The sequence below is a fragment of the Bacillus sp. EB V-12 genome, from assembly GCF_056158125.1.
Genome location: NZ_JBUXJL010000002.1, coordinates 209639 through 228883, shown reverse-complemented (window position 1 = coordinate 228883; position 19245 = coordinate 209639). Strand labels below are relative to the sequence as shown.

Here is a 19245-nt window from a genome sequence, read left to right as displayed (position 1 = left end):
GGATTAACAAATTCTTTAAATTTCTGTATATCCCTCTACTTTTGGAATGTGCCTCTAATTCAGCGCGAACTTGTATTGTATCCGGATCCATTTTTTCTAAAGCATGTTCAGAATATTTACGAACATTGATTTCAAGTTTTTAAAACTCATTTATTGTAACTGTAAAATGTGGCTTGAATTTTACTTCGATTGTTTTGTTTTCTACGCCACCTTGGACATATAATGAGTCATTACGGGTATAGATTCGTTTCGCCGAATGCATCTTGGTTTCAAAGATGCGTTTATTTTTATAATACAAATTTAATTCCACAGTTTCCTCGTAATAACACATAATCATTACTAATTCAAAACCTAATTTATCTATTTTATTATATCTATATGCACCTGCACCTGGAATAAAATAATCTTCTGGTTCACTCTCGAATATTTCTAATAATTCATATTCATCATATTGTATATTCAATTTAACAACTCCTTACGTGAATGGGCTCAATCCACTTTATTTATAATATTCACGATTTATTAGGTACAACGGATACAACATCGCCATTATCATTCAATACGACTCTAACATCTTTCCCATCGTATTGCCATAGACCAGGTTTATTTCCGGGTTTTTTAGTAGCATGCTTAATTGTTTCTTCTACTACACTTGGTGTTACACCACGTGGATCAACTTTTTTTAATTCCTCCATGTATTCTTTTGATCCGAATGTGTAACCATTCCTTTCAGCTCTTTCACGTGCACGCTTTGTAAGTTCTGCTCGAACCTGAATTGTATCAGGCGCCATTCTTTCAAGCGCATGTTCAGTATACTTACGCCCATCAATGACGCCGCCAGCTCTTGGCATACTCCATCCAATCTCTTCAGTTACCTTTGATACTTTTCCTAAATCCTTCGCTTTTTGCTCTAACTCTCCATATTTACCAAATACTCGACCAATAACTTTAGGAGTGCCACCTACAACTGTAGAAACAGTTCCCCATACATAATCATTCGGCTCATATTTTCTGTCTGTGAAAAATTCTCTTCCATTATAAATTTGTAAACCTTGTTTAATTTGTCCAACAACTGGAATAAAATCAAGCGCCATAGATCCTAATTCATTCGTTCGCTTTTGTTCTTCCAAATATTCTTTCATTTTTTCAGGTGGTACACCAAAATCCTTAAGACGGGTTGTTAACCCATCCATATTACCAACATTTTTAACAACATTAGACGTATCTATTTTGTAGCCTGAAATTTTATTTTATTAGCAGAATCCATCATATTATTAGCAGCATCTAATCCAGACATAATATCTGTATGTAGTGTTGGAAATGCTTGTTGAGCTTCTGCAACATGCGTTGAAACACTATTAATTAGTCCATTTTTGGTCATATGATAGATAAATTAGATTACAAAGATTGTCAAACCTTTGAATCCCTTGAGCTCAACATAAAGGATTATATAGAGGAGTATAATTATAATCGTTATCAGTGGACATTAAAAAAGATGGCCCCGATCGAATATCGGAACCATCTTTTAAGTGCTTGATTTTTTAGAGCTTTTTTATTAAACTGCCCATTTTATAGGGTACAGTTCACAAAATACCGTAGCTATTTTAAAAGCAACATAAGAATATCGACAGTTCTAAAAACACTGATAGTTAGCTGCCTCATTAACCCGTACTTATAAATAGGAGAAATGATCATTATTATAGATAGGGTTGAAAACCTTATTAAAGTTCACATAAAAAAAGTAGGGGAAGCCCCTACTTTTTTCATTCACTCCTTATTCTAAAATCTCTTTCTTATTACCAATACGTACTTCACCTTCATGATAAAACTCTATTGCATATCCTAGATTTGGAGAATAGAGCCAAGTATCAAAACTTACTGCTGTAACATCATCAATTACCTGTAGTATTTGATGTAAATTCGTTTTTATGATTGGTAAGGATGCTTCATCCCAAATAATATAAATGATATAAGAGTCTAAACCGTATTGTTTATTTAGATATGCTTCTATATCATCCAAATAAACGATATTTTGGAAATCACTGAATTTATCCCAATCAATTCTGGCCCAACTTGTAATTGGAAATGAGTTTTCAAAGCTATCTAAGATTTTTTCTCTCTCTTCACCTTCAAAAACTACTATATTTTCTCCTAATGCCTCGATACATTCGTCTAACAAAGTTGCCATTATATTTATCACCTTACTTGTTTAAATGTTTTAATAGTGATTTAAATAACTCTTCATCACCTTCTATTGGAATTGCATATTTAGTAGATTTACTTCCTTTACCGTTTCTAAAATCGTCTACATTCATATGTAGACCTTTTTCAGGATCATAATCTAATCGCCATCTTGCTTTTTTATCAGCAGTTTGTCTTCCAATTACTTTACCATATCCTGCACTTTTTTTCATTGTTCCAACCATTGGAATAGAGTCGCTACCTAAATTCCCTAAAAGATCCATTGCTTGATTTCTAGCTTGTTCATAGGTTTTGACTTTATCAAGAACAATTTCACCCGATTGAGCACCTTTTGAAACCTTGCCTAGTTTCTGTGCATTTTTCTCAAGATCGCCAAGTTTACCAAATGTACGGCCAATTATTTTTGTTGTACCGCCAGTAACTGCAGCAAGCGTTCCTGTTACAAATTCACTTGGACCATATTTTTCATGAGTAAACATATCCTCGCCCGTAAAGAGCTGGATACCTTGTTTTAGTTCTCCAAATCCAGGAGTAATATCAAGCAGGAATGAAGTTTGTTGAGCAGAACGTTTTTCTTCTTCCAAATACTCCTTCATTTTTTCAGGTGGCACACCAAAATCACGTAACGTGTTTCTTAGTCCATCCATATTCCCTATGTTTTTGGATGCCGCAGGCACATCAATTTTATAACTCGCAATTTTATTAGCAGAATCCATCATATTATTAGCAGCATCTAATCCAGACATAATATCTGTATGTAGTGTTGGAAATGCTTGTTGAGCTTCTGCAACATGCGTTGAGACACTATTAATTAGTCCATCAGCCATTACTGCTTGTTTATGAAGTGATGCCCCAGCTTTTTGTACAGAATCTCCAAACTTATGGAAACTTTGATTTACTACGCGTAAATCACTGGCCATTTGTTTATATTCAGGCAATCTGCTTTTAAAACCTTCATGCATAGCTGTAACTTGTTGTCCGTAGTCCCGAACCCCATCAGCAAATTTACTGATTTCATCTTTTGGTAATGTACCAACCCATTTTTCTGCTGGCTCAACAAATGTGTCATTGATTGTTAGCCAGTAAAGACTTGTTTGGTCAATAAGCGATACCGTTAGATCCGTTACTGCAGTCAAAGTATCAGCATACCATTCGACCAATTGTTTTTTATACGCCGTCATATCGTTAGCATAGTTTTGAAGCTTAATTTTATCTTGTTGTGCTAGGTTTTTACCATTCTGAATTTGTTGAATAATATTACCTGAATCCTGATTCGCTTTATCTAAAACCATTATGCTATCTTTTAGTAGCATTAATTTGTGGATCTTGCCAAAATCCTCATTCATCATCTCTAAAGTAGCGATGGTAGAATTGTATTTTTCTTTTATAGCTGGATCAGCTTCTTTTTCGTAGATTTTATTCACTAAATTCGTCATATCAGAATTTTTTATGGTAGTTAGAAATCCTGATAAGCTTGCTGCAAGTTCACTTGAATCTACTAGAGCCATATCATAATTTTTAGTTTCTTTTGCTTTTTTAAAGCGTTCGGAATATATTTTTACCAAATTTGCAGTAGTTTTTAAATCTGCAATGTCCTGACGAATTGTATCTATTTTATTAGATAGAGATTGATCAAACACGACTGCAAATAATTTTTGCACAACGTATGTTTGACCATTGTAGTTCACCTTAAACCATAGAGGACCGTCTTCCCCTACTACTTCAAGAATTTCATCCTTTCTAACTTTTATTGGGTCAAATCCCCTTACAACTGTTCTGGATTTGTAGATATTTTGGTCGAGGGATTGGATTGTTATCCACCCTTTTACCATTTTACCTGTTCTATCAAATTGGAATTGTTTTCCTTTGTAGGTTACATCGCCTTTTTGAATCACACCGTTATCGTCTGCATAATACCAATGGGTAGTTTGAGAGAACCATCCTTTTTGTGCAGCTCCACTTACCGTATCAAAATAGTAGTCCTTTCCGTCTACGGTATTCCATCCTGAAGCTAGATTACCATTTTTATCGAAGAGATAGGTATCATCCCCTGAACGTAATAATCCAGTATGTTTCACGCCTGGTTTGTCATAATAGTATTTCTTTTCTCCATCTACAACCCAGCCAACCGATTCATTGTTTTTTATACTTGATGTTGCCATGATTGTCCTATATAAGAACACAGAAAATTGCTCTCTTGTGACAAGTCCATTTGGATTAAAATTGCCATCACCAGTACCATTTGTGATTTTATTCCCAGCTAATATTTTGACATATTCGTTAGCCCAATGACCTTTCATATCCGTAAAGTCAAAATTCCCTTTCGGTTTTAAATCGAAGGTTCTGACAAGTACTGCAGCCATTTCAGCACGCGTCATATTATTTTTCGGATTGAATTGTTTCTCTACATTTACGCTAAATATGCCCCGTGCAGTAAGTGCCAAAATTTCCTTTTTAAAATTGCTATCACCAATATCAATAAATGGATTATTGGTACTATCTTGCGGTTTTAAATATCGATACAAGAATGCAGCAAGATGTTCGCGAATAATAGGATCCGTAGCACCGAAATATCCATTTCCGTATCCTGTTATAATCTTATTTTCAGCCATATACATCATTTCTTTATATGCCCAGTGGGTTTTAGGAACGTCAATAAAAGATGATGAATTCACTTGACCATTTTGTTCTGCATACGCTGTTCCTACTGTACTGAATAATAAAATACATATCACAGAACTTAAAAATAATTTCTTAATTGTATTCATAATAGATCTCCTATTCAATTTTTAAAAATATAATTATCAAATTTCTATTCATACTAATATTTCGCATAAGGACAACCTAAGTCATTCTGTCTAAACAATAATTAGTTCATAAGATGTTTCATGTTTTAAATGTAGTAGCCCGTTTATGGAACCTTCTTAATAAACAGTAAAACCAAGTTTTTTAATTTAAAAATCCCTTAGTCTAAAATTCGCATTATGTTGAAGAGATCCATAATAATACTAATCTCCTTTCTCTTTGACGCGGCCTATTTGATTTAAAACTTCGACTTCCTCTGTAAACATTGGTGCATAGGTAGAAAGTAATTAAAATAATGATAATATAAGTCCTATGGTTTTCTTCATACTCGCATCTCCTTATCAATTCGTAAAAAACTTTTTAATTATATATTAGGTTTAATTACTATTAAAATAAAAAAATATAAATATGCATAATTACATATTTACCTTCTCAATAGAGTGTACTCTATTGAGAAGCTTACAAGTTATTGATTTTAAAGGATTTAGAGTTTCTCAAATACACTTATCAAAATCGAAGCGTGGTATTTAATTTCAGAGTGGCCCTTGAAACCCATAATCGTTTCCGTACCCCTATAATGCTATTCATTTTTTTATACATTCCTATCCTGGCGTGGGTTGCAGAGTTTCCGTTTTTTACTGAATTAGCCGAAAAAATCACGCTAAGCAAAAAATATAATAAGCTGTCGATATAGACAGCCCTTTACATAATTATCGTTATTGGAATCAAAATAAACTTACACATCCAAGCTGTTGATGATAGCTAATATTTGATGATCTGTCCATTTGCCATTAATCCTTATATTTTCTTTCGCTATACCTTCTTTTTTAAATCCCACTTTTTCTAATACACGAATAGATGCTAAATTATCAAGCATCGCTCCTGCTTCAATTCTATGTAGCTTTAATTCCCTAAAAGCAAAATCTACAACAAGTTGAAGAGCCTCTGTTGTATAGCCCTTTGCATTATGCTCCTTATCTAAAGTAAATCCCGTATAACAGCTTTGGAGGTCTCCCCTAACAATTTGAGTTAATGAAATGTCTCCAATCAGTTTATCATTTTCTCTTAAAAAGATTCCAAAAGGATATACTTGCCCTTCAGCTGTCTTTTTTAGAGCTTGTTCAAGACGTATTTTTTGATGTTCTTCTGTATAAAAAACTTCTGGGAGCAACGGGCAAACTCGTTGAAAAAATTCGCGATTTCTAATATGTAAGTTAGCTAACTCGTTAGCATCAGCAGTTTTATAAAGCCGAATATAAATGTACTTCCCTACTAGTTTCATAACATCCCTCCAACATTTTTATATGTCTAATGAGGAAAAAATATACCGTATACTATATACAGTTGGATAATATCAGGAATCATTTTGCACGAAAGAAAAGACACTCCATATGAGTGTCTTTTCCAATAGTTTTTAGCAGAAGCAAGAAGCTCCAACGATGATTAATAAAATGAATAACACGACTAATAAAGCAAAGCCTCCCGAGAAGCCACAACCGCCACAACTACCACCATAACCCATAATAGTTCCTCCTTTAGATAAGAGGGGAAAACTAAGGTTCACTCATGTATTTTAATGGATTCGTTTCATCTTATGTTTTTCCGCATTGATTGAGCAGGTCCTTTCGAAAAGTATTCACATATTAACTATATTTTTAAAAATGAATAATTTAACTATATCAATAAATAGATTAAATAATATAATGTATTAATTCTAAAAGAAGGGAGGAATTGCCATGCAAGTAGTTTGTTTTAAAATAGTGAGTGGTCAGTATTTCTTGTTTGTAGAAGGTATTCAAATTCCTGTACCAATTCCAGCAGTTGCTGCAGCTTTATTAATTGGTTTAGGAGTAATTCCACTTTGTTCTTAATGTAAGGAATTCGGATCATTCCTATCTTTCCATTAGAAAAGCCTCAAGTATATGAATACTTGAGGCTTTCTTTATATTAAAGAAAAAACACCTTACAAGGCTTGAAGATCTCCTGATTTAACTAATGCAGCCGTTACATCATCACCGAAAGTATTGAGACAGAATACTTTCTCGTCTACCGTATCCATTACTGTAGCTTCACCTGTCTTGCCACCTTGAAGTTTAATAAAATAGTTATGTTCTTCTAAAATTTTACTAAAATCTCTATTTGCCCATCTTTCAGTAATTGCTAATAGCTCTTCTTTGTTCTTGAAATTGTTTCCGTTTAGAATATTTCTTACTTTCTCTGCATTCTTTTTGGACATAGGGGTTGCTCCCTTTCCTTCACACGCTTTTACTTTTTGATGAGTCATGCTATGCATAGCTGAAATAACTTCTTCTTCAGTAGAAGTTACTGTAATGTGAAGTTGTGCATTTGAACCTTTCACTTCTGCTTCATTCGATAGTATGTCTTCTTTATTAACCTCTGCAAAAACATGGTCCTCACTCTTAAGCGGGACTTCAGCAAACTGTAACATTCCATAAGTCATACCAGTTGCAAGTACTACTCCCCCTATAATAGATGCTAGCCAATACGTTAGCTTCTTGTCCATCTTCATTTCCCCTGTCTTCGTTTAAATATCTTAACTAAAGAATACCATATTTAATTCCTTTTTATTGAAGAGTCTCTAATTTTTACTATAAAAAAACGCGCAAATCGTTTAATGCAAATATAATAACTTCATAATCATGACTATGCCTATTCTCATAACAGAATCTATATACGATGTCACTAAATCATCTGGTGAACTATTAGCGGCAGAACTTATTATAAGAACACACTCTCTCATTATTGGACTTTTAGTTATTAGCACAGCTTTGCATCGTTATTCTCAAAAAGGATAAATATTGTACATACCAATTCTTATGTATGAAGACAACCAAAACAAGTGTTACGAAAAAAATATGAAAAAGACATCTTTGCTAGGGAAAGATGTCTTTTTTATATAAACCTTAATGTTCGTTCTGTAAAACTCTCGCTTCCTTTACTCCTTCTTTCTCCTCTTTTAAGAATAACGATACGATAAATGCAACAATAATAAAGATTAACCCAAGTGCAAATGCACCTTGGAACCCTGAAGTTAAACCGTTTAACTTCTCTACTGGATCCAGTGGATTTGCGGAGCTTTCCATATACTTAGTTGTTCCTGAAGACATTTTCGAAATAAAGATAGCTGTACCAATTGCACCAGCTACTTGTTGCAACGTATTAAACAGTGCGGTTCCATGCGGATATAAATCTGGTGTTAATTGATTTAAACCGTATGTTTGTGCTGTCATGACAAACATAAGTCCAACCATTAATACGCTATGCATAATAATAATTTGTAACATTGATGTATCAGGAGTAATGCCTTTAAATAAGAACATTGCAATCCCTACTAACACAATGCCGGGAACGATAATAACTTTCGGACTAAATTTATCAAATAGTTTACCTGCAATCGGTCCCATTATAGCGCTAATAATACTTCCTGGAAGCATGATGATTCCTGACTTAAAAGCTGTAACGAGTAAAACTGTTTGCAGGAACATCGGTAATAAAGTCATCGTTGAAAATAACGACATCATCACAATGACAATTAATCCAACTGATAATGTAAACATCGGAACTTTAAATGCGCGTAATTCTAAAATTGGATTCTCAATTTTTAATTGTCGAACGACAAAAATACATAATGAGATAAGCCCAACAATTAAAGCGCCATATACTTTCGCATCGGACCATCCTAAATCACCTGATGCACTAAAGCTATACACAAATCCGCCAAATCCTAATGTCGATAAAAGGATAGATGGGTAATCTACTTTTGGCCTTGTTAACTCTGAAACATTTTGAATGTACTTCATCCCAATCATAATGGAAATGATCACGATAGGAATAACAATATAGAATAACCAGCGCCAATTTAATGAATCCACAATTACTCCAGATAATGTAGGACCAATTGCCGGAGCTGCCATCATCACAAGTGCGATTAATCCCATTGTCGCACCACGTTTTTCAGGCGGACAAATAATTAAAATCGTATTCATTAATAACGGTGAAATTAACCCTGTCGCTATAGCTTGGACGATACGGCCGATTAATAAAACAGAAAATGTTGGTGCAAATCCCGCAATTAATGTACCAGCTAAAAACGTTACCATAGCGATCAAAAACATTTGTCTCGTTGTGAGCCATTGCTGAAGTAACGCTGTAATTGGGACTAAAACCCCAACCACCAACATGTAAGCTGTAGAAAGCCATTGAATCGTTGAAGCTGTTACGTCAAATTCTTTCATTAATACTGTTAACGCATTACCAAGTAATGTTTCATTTAATAATGCAACCATTGCTCCTAAAAGTAACGCAATTAAAATGGGGGTATGTTTCAAATTAGAAGTATCAACTTTGCCACTTGCAGGGCTCTTAGTTGTCATATTCATTTACAGATTCTCCTCCTGTTTCTTACTTAAAAAACTTTAAATATACCTAAACACATGTAATATAATATACATATGTAGATTAAAAAGGGAGAATCAATTTTCAACCACTGTATATTTAATCTACAAAAAAGGAGAATTGTAGATGAATGATAACGAAAAACAACTTGATTTACGTATTAGACGTACACATAAATTACTGTGGGATTCCTTATTTGAATTAATGACGCAATCAAAACAGAAATATAGTACGATTACGATTAACCAAATATGTGACCGCGCTATGGTACACCGAACAACCTTTTATAAACACTTTGAAGATAAAGATGCTTTATTAACATTTGGATTTAAACGATACGGCAAGATGATTGCTGAAATACCGGTTTCAGATCGATTAAGTAAACCATTTCAAGTAATGGAACAATTCCTACATCATGAAGAACTCGGTAAAATATTAGAAACGCAAATGTCTGATGAACAATTTATTACCCGTACACATTATTTAAGTCACGAAACGAGAAAACAAGAAATAGAAGCATTAAATCAACTTTGCAAAAACCATACGATACCAAATGATTTAATCATTGAGTTTTATTCAGGGGCAATCACCTCATTAAGCACATGGTGGTTTAAAAATAAAAAAAGCGTTTCTGCTGCTGAAATGGATAGGCACCTCCACCAACTCATTAATCGGGATATTTTTCAGTTTGAAGAGGAATAAGACTACACCTTTTCAATCATTCAATCAAATTGACCACAAAATAGGAATATGATATATTTTCCGTAGAATACTATATAAGTATGACATCAAATAAAATGGCATATAATAAAAAGAAGAGATGCGCTCACATCTCTTCCCTAACTGCTACCGCTTAGGGTGGTGGTTATTATAAGCTATTTCTTTTTGCGGAACCCACCCTTTTGCTTGTGACGGCGCGGAGTGGGTTTTTTGTTGTCCTTATCCAGAAGTTGCTTCCGCAAAAAATACGCTGAAACTTCGCGCACAGTCGCTTTGACAAACTCTTTTACAAGGTCAAACAAAAACTCCATATTATCACCTCCTTTCCTTCCGAATAGAAAGAAGGGATAACCATCCACCCTCACAATATGCAGTTGATTTTATTTTATCAAATGATTGTAAAGGTATTATGTAAACAAAACAAATGAAATTTTACATAGAAAAAAGCCCCTCCAAACTGGGCTTTTTTTTATACATACTATTACTTCCCAATTGTTCTGAAAAAACCGTCGATAAATTTAAGTTACAAATATTCAGAATTAATATTAAAATTAAAAATGGGGATAGGGGTATGGGCTTATAAAATTTATACATAACGAGGGAATAGAAATGAAACTACAATTAAAAGCGGATTTAATGTTACTACTAGTTACATTTTTTTGGGGTGCATCCATCCTACTTACAAAGCTTGGACTTGATGGCATAGAAGAATATAATTTAATTGCATTACGATTTATTATCGCTTTTCTTTTATCAGGTTTAATATTTTACAAACATTTATTCAAAGTTGATTTTAAAACTGTAAAATATGCATTTATACTTGCTTCTGTCTTATTTATCGTTTATATTTTCGCGACTTTCGGTACAAAGTATACGAGTGTTTCTAATGCTGGTTTCTTACTATGTCTCACAGTCATTTTCATTCCAATATTATCAGCTATATTTTTAAAACACATTCCGGAAAAGAAAGTTATAGTAGGAATCATTTTAACGATAATAGGAATCGGCTTATTAACATTAACGAGCGAATTCAAAATCGGTAACGGCGATATATCTTGCATACTGTCTGCCCTATTTTATGCGATCCACGTCATCATTACTGGAAGCGTAACGAAACATGTGAATTCCATTGCACTTGGAGTAGTGCAACTAGGTTTCGTCGGCCTATTTAGTCTTATTTTTTCATTCATTATAGAAACGCCAAAGCTTCCTAGCACAATCAACTCATGGCTCATCATATTAGCTTTAAGCATATTTTGCACCGCAGTCGCATTCATCGTGCAAGTAATTGCCCAGCAATACACTACACCTACCCATACAGGTCTTATTTTTTCATTAGAACCTGTCTTTTCCGCAGGCTTTGCTTTCGTCTTCACAGGTGAAACGCTGACAGGAAAAGGATACTTAGGGGCTACGCTTATATTGCTGAGTGTGCTAATTGCTGAGGTGGATTTTAAGAGTTTGTTGAGGCCTAATTATAAGAAGAATATAGAATAAACATTTCACTATGATCAATAAACATACCCCAGAAAAATATGAGTTTATATTATTTTCATTTTCTTCACTTAGATTTCCTTTTTAGATGCTATCTTCAAATAAGGTAGCATCTAAAAAATGTTAAAAGGAATTTTCTCCCTAGTGTCTTCTTATATTTTATGTAATCTGCATCTTTGACCTTTTCTACATTCTTTAATTACTTACTGAATATAGTCATACAGATTTTTCGCTAACAATAAACAAGTTACTGTAATGAAAAGGGCACGAACATACCCGCTCCCTTTTTTTATAGCGAATTTGGAGCCAACAATCCCTCCAGCAATTTGAGCAATCCCCATTATAAAACCATATGCATAGTTGACTTGCCCTACATACATAAACATCAACAATGCACCAACATTACTTCCTAAATTAAGAAGCTTCGCATTACCTGCTGCTTTTAAAAAATCATACCCAATAAATAAAAGAGAAAACATTAAAAATGAACCTGTTCCAGGACCTAGAAATCCATCATAAAAACCAATAGCAAAAACAAAGAAAGTAAAAATAATGACGTGTCGACCAGACAATTTCTTATGAGTGGAAATACTACCCCAATCCTTTTTGAATATCGTATAAATAGCGACAGCACCAAGCATGATCAGCATTAATGGCTTCAATACTTCTGGATTCATTAAATGAACAGTCCATGCCCCTATTATGGAACCTATGAAAGTGAGCGGAACTAATTTAAACGCCGATTTCAAATCAAGATTACCAGAACGATAAAACACAATATTACTAGTTGCACTTCCCATTGTCGATGCTAGTTTATTCGTAGCTACTGCACTTGCTGGATTCAGTCCTGTAAATAATAAAGCTGGTAAAGCAATGAGTCCACCACCACCTACAACTGAATCAATAAATGCAGCTACAAATCCAAAAACAATCAAAATCATTAATACAGATGGGTCTAAATAAAAATCCATACTATTAACCTCCCCTTTAGTCACTATTCGAATAGTAACTAATAATTTGCTAAATGTAAATAGTTATTGTAACGTTGAAATATAAAGTGAAGGCTAATAATCAGTGGGGGGGTTGTTCACCCCCACTGATTATTAGCCTTCACCAATCGGGCTTTTACGGGCAGCCCGACCCCACCTAACTTCTTTGCTTCCGCTGAATTTTGAGGTGGGGGTCTTACTGCCCGTTAAAGCGGGATAAAAGCAAACATCGGAGGACGAAAAAAGTGGACTACATAGTGCAACAGCTTAAAAAAATTGGTTTCAATGAATATGAAGCTAAATCTTATGTATCTCTTGTTAAACAAGGGCCTGTCACAGCCTACCAAGTGAGTAAAGATTCGGGTGTCCCAAGAGCGCGAATTTATGAGATTTTAGGTAACCTTGTAGAAAAAGGAATTGTCATGAAAGAAGAAATAAATGACACCACCCGCTATTCACCTCTACCTGTTGAAATCTTTTTACAGAAGGCGCAAACAGAATGGCAATCTACTTATGAAGGAATAAGTGATTCATTAAAAAAACTAGAAACTTCCGAGGAAAAAACGGATAATCGAGTAATTACTTTAAAAGACAATCAAACAATCATTAGCTATTGTCAGGCATTAATAAAAAAAGCAGAACGACGTATTGTCATTTCAATGTGGGATGAGATGTATGAAGCATTAAAAGAAGATCTATCTGAAGTAGCTGATAAAGTTTCAATACAAGGTATTACCCTGCATGTTGAAAATCCCATTAAAAATCTAGAAGCCCATCGCATAACACCTTACACAGAAACCTTGTCTACAGAACATTGGTTTATTGTATCGATAGATTCTAAAGAAATGATTTATGGACCGTCACTTGAAGAGCGTAATATTGCTTTTTATACAGATGACCCCGTTCATATATACTTATTAGAGGATTACGTATGGCATGATGTGTTAGTAAATCGACTTGTCCGACGTAGCCAAGATGACTTGCAGCAATGGATTACTGCAGAGAGAAGATCTTTCTTTATGGGGAAATGAGGAACATATTCAAGAGCAAACCAAAAGATTTGCGTATTAAACCTAACAACTTCTCTGTACAAAAATAGCCGACTATTATATAATAAATATTCGGCTATTTTTGTATAAATTTATACAGACGCTGCCATTACCCTAGCGATTAATGAGATAAACGCTTCTCCCACTCTTTCACCTTTTCAATTGTTACATCTAATTTTTTAGCTATTTCTTCTACACTCATTCCTTTAAAGAGCATTCCAGCTGCCGAAAGTGCTTTATCAATTTCTTCTTGCTTCTCTTGTTCATATAAACGACCTACTTTTGTCATCCGTAACCACTCCTTTACCTTTTTCGCGTAGTCTTCATCAATAAATTTATCTGTAGCTACAAGAATCCCAGCAATAACTTGAATTTGTTCTTGCTCATCGGAGATACACTTTGCTACTTCTATCGTTTTTTCAATTAAAATTTGTCTTTTCTCTCTACTATGCATAAGTGGTACAAGTATTAATTTCATGGTTTCTTCATCCGTCAAAGATTTTCCTTCTTCCATTTTTCTAATAATCTTTTGAAGAATGGCATCACCATTGTACTCATTTAGTAAAACCGCTTTAGAATTTAAACGTATACTACATACATCTATTTCTTCTATAGGATTCATTACCTCACTTGTATAAATAACTACGATTCGAATATCCGGTAACTCTTTCCTCTTATTATAGTAACGATACATAATTTGATTCGCATAATCCATATACTTCAAATGGTTTTCGAGGAAACGGGTATTACTTTCATACTCTAACATTAAAATTGAACCATCTTCCATTTCAAATAAAGTATCTGAGCGCCTTTGATCTGCACGAACTCTCGAAAATTCATTTAGCAACAATTCTTTTATTCTTGGATAACCTTTTAACCCATATGCTTCAAGCCCTTTATCCCTATAACATTCACTTAAAAACTTCATCAGAATATCTTTATTATGATAAGAAATATCATTCCCTGCCAATAGCTAATCCCCCTTAACTATTAGTTACCATTTTCTTTATTATATAACTTATAAAATTAGCGTTACAACTTTCGTTCACATGCACATGCTATTTTCAAAACACCTTCCTCTCACTACTTCTCCCTCTCCACAAACCGCCCAAACTCCTTCAAAAACCTCAGCTTAAAACTACCAACAGGTCCGTTTCGATGCTTCGCCACATGAATCTCCGTCATCTCCTTCTGCTTCGTTTCCTTATCGTAATAATCCTCACGATACATAAGCATAATGACATCCGCATCTTGCTCAATTTGTCCCGTCTCTCTTAAATCAGATAAAAGCGGACGCTTATCTTGCCGTGACTCTACAGAACGAGATAACTGTGACAGTGCTACTACACAAACATTTAATTCACGCGCTAATAACTTAAGCTTACGAGAAATCTCACTAATCTCTTGAAATCGATTGCCCTTATGCTTCGAATCGCCTGTAATAAGCTGCAAATAATCTACAATGACTAAAAGCTTTTTATCACCGTGTTTCCTCTTTAACTTACGAGTTTGCATCCAAATATCTTGTACCGTAACGCCTGCATTGTCGTAAATCTCAAATGGCAACTCACCAATCTCCGCAAACGCCTTACTTACCTTCTCCCAATCTTCCATCGCAAAACGATGCTTCGGATTTTTCAGCCTACCTCCTGACACTTCACCTATGCAAGAAGCCATCCTTTTTAACAATTGCTTACTACTCATCTCTAACGAAAACAATCCAACCGCCACTCCAGACTTCGCCGCATGCAATCCAACATTAAGCGCAAACGCAGTCTTCCCCATAGAAGGACGCGCACCAAGAACGACAAAATCACCTTCCTGCAATCCGCACGTCATTTTATTTAACGATGTATAACCAGTCTCAATACCAGTAATCTCCTTCACATCTTGATGAAGCTCCTCATACAAATCAACTAACGCATCCTTCAAATCAAACTCACATACAGAGTCTTTCTCCTCTAACTCACAAAGTGCCGTAATCGTCTCACCGATAACTTTCTCACTCTTCTCCGCAATAAGACGCTCTCCCATCTTGTGCCCGAGAACACCAGCCTGATACATTTTCCAAGCACCTCGAACAAGCCCCTCATAATATGAGAAGTTGCTAGTAGTAGGCACACCATCCATTAACCCTATAAAATACTCCATTCCCCCGATGCCCTTCAAAAAATTCGGGTCCAACCTAGAAGTGAAAGTCACAAGATCAATCGGTTGCCCCTCGCCCTCCATCTTTCGCATTAACTGAAAAATAGACTTATGTACTGGCATCGAAAAATACTGCTCCGTCAAACGGCACTCCTTAATAAGCTCTCCATCAAGTAGTAGAGAACCTAACACCGTCTTCTCCGCCTCCACATTTTGAATACTCATGGCCGCCACCCGCGTTCCGCTAAAAAGCGCTGCAACTCTTCCTCAGATGGTGCATTCTTCTCCCACTCCTCACACCTCGCCAAAAACTCCTCCGTCTCCCCCGTACTAGCAGACGACTCCTTCTTCCTAAAGCTCGCCGTATCCGCCTCAACCTCACACAATTTCGTAAAACCTTTCCCGTGCCAACCTCTCAAAATCCCCTTCACATAAGCAACCGTCCGCTTATTATTCTCAAACGCAATTTGAAGAGCCTTCAGCACAAGCTCCTCTGACAAATCTTCCATCCACGCACTCAGTTCCTCCACCGCAAAAGGAGACAAACTACCGAAATGTTGCTCATAAAAAGAAAACACACGACTTCCCGTTTCTTCCTCTACAACCTCTTCTTCTTCCTGTGTCTCCTCACAAATCGGCTCAACATCATCCACAGTCAAATCATCAGGCATACCGAAATGCGCTAAAAGCATCGGAACATTCAGCTCTTCCTCTACGCACTTCTGAAGAAACATATGTACAAACTCCTTATTCTTCACACCCTTAAGCTCACGAAGCACACACTTCTCCACATTCGTATTCGTCACAGGATTATAACGAAGCCAATTCAAAACGAATAGCTCCCGAGTATCCGCATCATAAAGAATCTTCCCATAATCAACAAAGCGCTGCACAAGCTTATCAACAGTCTCCCTGTTATAACCCGTCTCCATCTCAGCTAACCGCTTCGGAAAAGGAAAAATCCCGCACTGCGTCGTCTTCGAACAAGTTAACAAATAAACATAAAAATACCGCTCCTCCGGCGTCAAATCCAAAACAAAATCATCCTGCCAAAAATTCACCTGCACATTACGATACACCGCCATCCTAATTCCTCCCGTCCTCATTCAAAAATGAAAATTCCTCTTTGTACTATATATAGGAAGGAGGGTTGGGTTTTTGGCGTGTTATTTCAAATTTTTTTCGACTACTACTACGGTGTTTGTTGTTGTTTTTGTTTTTGTTATGTTTTTTCTTAGTGATTTATTACTTGGTAGGGGCTTGTAAGGGGCTTATGAGGGGCTAGTTATCGGTTACTTCGATTAAAAATACTCGATCTGAGAAGCCGCCTCTTTCTTCTGCTTTCTTTTTTCGGATGTTGTTGATTTCTTCTAGTGTTGTGCCTTCGTGTTCGGCTAGGGCGTTTATTAGTTCTAGTAGGTCGGATAGTTCTTCTAGTTTATGTTCTTTTGTGTCTGCTTCTAGGTATTCGGTTAGTTCTTCTTCTGTTTTCTTGCAGAGTTCTTTTATGTATTCTTCTTGGGGTAGGATTCTTGTTGTGGGTGTTTTTCCGTTAGCTTTTATTATTTGTGGGATTTTGTTTCGGATTAGTTTGTTGTAGGTTGGCATGTGGGTTTTCCTCCGTTTGGTTTTTCTTTTATTATAATGGAAAAGCAGTTTAACTAGGTGTTAAACTGCTGGATTGCTTCTTTTATATATTTTTCTTCTTCGGTTGTGAAGAGGGTTGGGAATTCGGATAGTGGGAGGTTTGATTTTTGGATTATATCTTCTATATCACTTTGAGGTGTATCAAGGTAGTTCGTTATCTCTTGTATTACATTGAAAAATTCCTTCAGAGTAACTTGAACATCATGATGATTTGGATCCTTCTCTTCTTCCTTATAGTTTTTCAACTTCCCTATTACATCCATAAAACGTTGCTCAAATTCTTCTTTTAAATCCTTATTGTTATAAAACGCTCGAACACTATCCTTTGAAAAGTGTTCCTCTAACCATTCCTTATTTTCTTTCTCCCATATGAAGGTTTGCAGAAATGAAGAAAACAAAGCAACATCCACTCGTTCTTCCTTTTGAAACTTCTTCATCATCTCATCCATATGCGAAAGCACCTTCGCAATTCTTTCTTGCTCCGCCAAAAGCATCTCTCTTTGAAAATTCATTTGTCTTAAAAATTCTTCCGTCTCTATATCACGCTGCAATATAATATTTTGAATTTCCCCAAGCGAAAAACCGAGATGCTTAAACGATTGAATTTGCTGCAGCACATACAAATCATCTTTCGTATATAACCGATGCCCGCCCTCAGTATAATCGCTCGGTTTTAATAAATTAATCTTGTCATAATAACGAAGCGTCCGCACCGAAGCGTCCGCACCGTAACATCCCCAACACTTGCAAACTCACTAATCATCCACGCCATATCATCACCTACTCCGATAACTTCTCTTTCACATACTGAAGCATATGAGAAAAACTCACCTCATTCTGCCTACAATATTGAAACAAACCTACAACAAGCAATAACAAAGGAACATTCCCTCTATAACGATTTTCATACTCACTAATACCATCATAAAAGTACTCATACTTTCTTTTTCGTAAAACGATATAAATCGCAATAAACAACACTGCAATCATAACCAAAAGTCGCTTTCCCCTTATTTCCACTTCTTGTTTCATCACCTATTCTCCTTCCACCACATACTTATCTTCTTTAAATAACGGTATTCGAATGAAATAGCGATATGGTTCGTCGCGTATTACTTTCCACGCTACAAAGATCACTTGAACGACCTCAAAGGCAAACACAGTCCAAAACAAAACATCACTAATACGCGAACTAATATTAAATAGAAGAAAAATTAACAAATGAAAATTGAAAGCCTTTCGGCAATGGTATTTGTACACTTCATTTTTACGTGCCAGTGTAATGTACATGAGTAGTGGTGAAAAGATTCCTATTGCAGCTGAGAGCAATAGCATGATGATGGTGTTTCTTTTTTCTTTTGTGGTGGTTTTCATGAGTGGTTTGGTCCCCCTTTTTGATTTGTCTTCTTTAGGTTAGGGGGTGACGTTGGGGGAGATGCAAGAAATAAACTATAATTAGTTCTGAAAAAATAGACACAATGAAGTATCTTACATACTCCATTGTGTCTATTTACCTCATAAAAAACTAATCATCTATCAAAAAACATTTGAAATACATACTGCAGCCAAAATAACATACATGTAATAAACATCCCAAACGCTATATTTTCATTAAATTTCTTAACAATAAAATTCCATTTAACAACAATATATTGATTCACAACACACCAATAGAGAAGAAATAAAATTGAAATACCGGTCAAAAGAATCATAAAGTTCAACACTCTTCCTCCTTTCAATTTTATGATTCTCTTATTATATCCCCCACTAAACTA

At 35.3% G+C, this 19245-nt stretch carries 22 protein-coding genes and 1 pseudogene; 5 read left to right on the top strand and 18 right to left on the bottom strand.

The window, feature by feature from the left end; translation table 11 throughout:
• Positions 1-139: 139 nt before the first annotated feature.
• Both ACZDYH_RS07725 and ACZDYH_RS07720 read right to left on the bottom strand, forming a co-directional pair.
• Complete coding sequence (locus tag ACZDYH_RS07725; RefSeq protein WP_001025898.1) at positions 140-463, bottom strand: hypothetical protein; 324 nt, start codon at positions 461-463, stop codon at positions 140-142.
• 49 nt (positions 464-512) lie between these two features.
• Entirely contained in the window at positions 513-1193 is a 681-nt protein-coding gene (locus ACZDYH_RS07720; RefSeq protein ID WP_474886077.1) for a pre-toxin TG domain-containing protein, read from the bottom strand.
• Positions 1194-1381: 188 nt separating this feature from the next.
• Between ACZDYH_RS07720 and ACZDYH_RS07715 the strand changes: the two genes are divergently transcribed.
• Positions 1382-1537 carry an IS3 family transposase gene (locus tag ACZDYH_RS07715; RefSeq protein WP_080348377.1) on the top strand — a complete coding sequence of 52 codons (156 nt, stop codon included), beginning with the start codon at positions 1382-1384 and terminating at the stop codon, positions 1535-1537.
• A 237-nt stretch (positions 1538-1774) separates the two neighbouring features.
• Here ACZDYH_RS07715 and ACZDYH_RS07710 read toward each other — a convergent pair whose 3' ends face one another.
• The 4 genes from ACZDYH_RS07710 to ACZDYH_RS07695 all read right to left on the bottom strand — a co-directional run bounded on the left by ACZDYH_RS07710 (position 1775) and on the right by ACZDYH_RS07695 (position 6529).
• Complete coding sequence (locus tag ACZDYH_RS07710) at positions 1775-2188, bottom strand: CDI toxin immunity protein (RefSeq protein WP_000212599.1); 414 nt, start codon at positions 2186-2188, stop codon at positions 1775-1777.
• A gap of 13 nt (positions 2189-2201) precedes the next feature.
• On the bottom strand, positions 2202-4970 hold the full coding sequence (locus ACZDYH_RS07705; protein WP_474886075.1) for an S-layer homology domain-containing protein: 2769 nt from the start codon (positions 4968-4970) through the stop codon (positions 2202-2204).
• A gap of 773 nt (positions 4971-5743) precedes the next feature.
• Complete coding sequence (locus ACZDYH_RS07700) at positions 5744-6289, bottom strand: GNAT family N-acetyltransferase (RefSeq protein WP_064532710.1); 546 nt, start codon at positions 6287-6289, stop codon at positions 5744-5746.
• 132 nt (positions 6290-6421) lie between these two features.
• Complete coding sequence (locus ACZDYH_RS07695) at positions 6422-6529, bottom strand: YjcZ family sporulation protein (protein ID WP_000540375.1); 108 nt, start codon at positions 6527-6529, stop codon at positions 6422-6424.
• Between the two features lie 214 nt (positions 6530-6743).
• Here ACZDYH_RS07695 and ACZDYH_RS07690 point away from each other — a divergent pair, with 214 nt between their 5' ends.
• Positions 6744-6878, top strand: coding sequence for a hypothetical protein (locus ACZDYH_RS07690; protein WP_001198456.1), 135 nt, complete (start codon positions 6744-6746; stop codon positions 6876-6878).
• Between the two features lie 92 nt (positions 6879-6970).
• Here the strand turns inward: ACZDYH_RS07690 and ACZDYH_RS07685 are convergent, their stop codons facing one another.
• On the bottom strand, positions 6971-7531 hold the full coding sequence (locus tag ACZDYH_RS07685; protein ID WP_000358710.1) for a PRK06770 family protein: 561 nt from the start codon (positions 7529-7531) through the stop codon (positions 6971-6973).
• Between the two features lie 400 nt (positions 7532-7931).
• Complete coding sequence (locus tag ACZDYH_RS07680; protein WP_001057517.1) at positions 7932-9407, bottom strand: MDR family MFS transporter; 1476 nt, start codon at positions 9405-9407, stop codon at positions 7932-7934.
• Positions 9408-9549: 142 nt separating this feature from the next.
• On the opposite strand from ACZDYH_RS07680, the gene ACZDYH_RS07675 reads away from it, so the two are divergent.
• Positions 9550-10125 carry a TetR/AcrR family transcriptional regulator gene (locus ACZDYH_RS07675; protein ID WP_474886073.1) on the top strand — a complete coding sequence of 192 codons (576 nt, stop codon included), beginning with the start codon at positions 9550-9552 and terminating at the stop codon, positions 10123-10125.
• A 173-nt stretch (positions 10126-10298) separates the two neighbouring features.
• Here ACZDYH_RS07675 and ACZDYH_RS07670 read toward each other — a convergent pair whose 3' ends face one another.
• Positions 10299-10454 carry a hypothetical protein gene (locus tag ACZDYH_RS07670; protein WP_000394753.1) on the bottom strand — a complete coding sequence of 52 codons (156 nt, stop codon included), beginning with the start codon at positions 10452-10454 and terminating at the stop codon, positions 10299-10301.
• Positions 10455-10752: 298 nt separating this feature from the next.
• Here ACZDYH_RS07670 and ACZDYH_RS07665 point away from each other — a divergent pair, with 298 nt between their 5' ends.
• Positions 10753-11640, top strand: coding sequence for a DMT family transporter (locus ACZDYH_RS07665; protein ID WP_474886070.1), 888 nt, complete (start codon positions 10753-10755; stop codon positions 11638-11640).
• Positions 11641-11840: 200 nt separating this feature from the next.
• Here the strand turns inward: ACZDYH_RS07665 and ACZDYH_RS07660 are convergent, their stop codons facing one another.
• Positions 11841-12608, bottom strand: a complete 768-nt coding sequence (locus ACZDYH_RS07660; RefSeq protein ID WP_000348458.1) for a TSUP family transporter — start codon at positions 12606-12608, stop codon at positions 11841-11843.
• A gap of 263 nt (positions 12609-12871) precedes the next feature.
• On the opposite strand from ACZDYH_RS07660, the gene ACZDYH_RS07655 reads away from it, so the two are divergent.
• Positions 12872-13657 (top strand): TrmB family transcriptional regulator, encoded by a 786-nt coding sequence (locus tag ACZDYH_RS07655; RefSeq protein WP_016513681.1) that lies wholly within the window; start codon positions 12872-12874, stop codon positions 13655-13657.
• 139 nt (positions 13658-13796) lie between these two features.
• Here ACZDYH_RS07655 and ACZDYH_RS07650 read toward each other — a convergent pair whose 3' ends face one another.
• The 8 genes and pseudogenes from ACZDYH_RS07650 to ACZDYH_RS07615 form a co-directional block, all read right to left on the bottom strand.
• Entirely contained in the window at positions 13797-14645 is an 849-nt protein-coding gene (locus ACZDYH_RS07650) for an RpnC/YadD family protein (RefSeq protein WP_000908110.1), read from the bottom strand.
• Between the two features lie 113 nt (positions 14646-14758).
• Positions 14759-16048 (bottom strand): replicative DNA helicase, encoded by a 1290-nt coding sequence (gene dnaB, locus ACZDYH_RS07645; RefSeq protein WP_474886066.1) that lies wholly within the window; start codon positions 16046-16048, stop codon positions 14759-14761.
• Positions 16045-16908 carry a DnaD domain-containing protein gene (locus ACZDYH_RS07640; RefSeq protein ID WP_474886064.1) on the bottom strand — a complete coding sequence of 288 codons (864 nt, stop codon included), beginning with the start codon at positions 16906-16908 and terminating at the stop codon, positions 16045-16047. Before ACZDYH_RS07640 ends, dnaB begins: the two co-directional genes overlap by 4 nt.
• Positions 16909-17104: 196 nt before the next feature.
• The gene (locus ACZDYH_RS07635) at positions 17105-17431 is read right to left on the bottom strand and encodes a nucleoside triphosphate pyrophosphohydrolase (RefSeq protein WP_474886062.1); all 327 of its coding nucleotides are present in this window, start codon (positions 17429-17431) and stop codon (positions 17105-17107) included.
• Positions 17432-17484: 53 nt separating this feature from the next.
• Positions 17485-18242 (bottom strand): annotated as a pseudogene (locus tag ACZDYH_RS07630) (MerR family transcriptional regulator).
• 8 nt (positions 18243-18250) lie between these two features.
• Entirely contained in the window at positions 18251-18502 is a 252-nt protein-coding gene (locus ACZDYH_RS07625) for a hypothetical protein (RefSeq protein ID WP_044783259.1), read from the bottom strand.
• 3 nt (positions 18503-18505) lie between these two features.
• The gene (locus tag ACZDYH_RS07620; RefSeq protein ID WP_474886059.1) at positions 18506-18844 is read right to left on the bottom strand and encodes a magnetosome magnetite crystal formation protein family; all 339 of its coding nucleotides are present in this window, start codon (positions 18842-18844) and stop codon (positions 18506-18508) included.
• A gap of 155 nt (positions 18845-18999) precedes the next feature.
• Positions 19000-19182 carry a hypothetical protein gene (locus tag ACZDYH_RS07615; protein ID WP_233462297.1) on the bottom strand — a complete coding sequence of 61 codons (183 nt, stop codon included), beginning with the start codon at positions 19180-19182 and terminating at the stop codon, positions 19000-19002.
• Between the last annotated feature and the right edge of the window lie 63 nt (positions 19183-19245).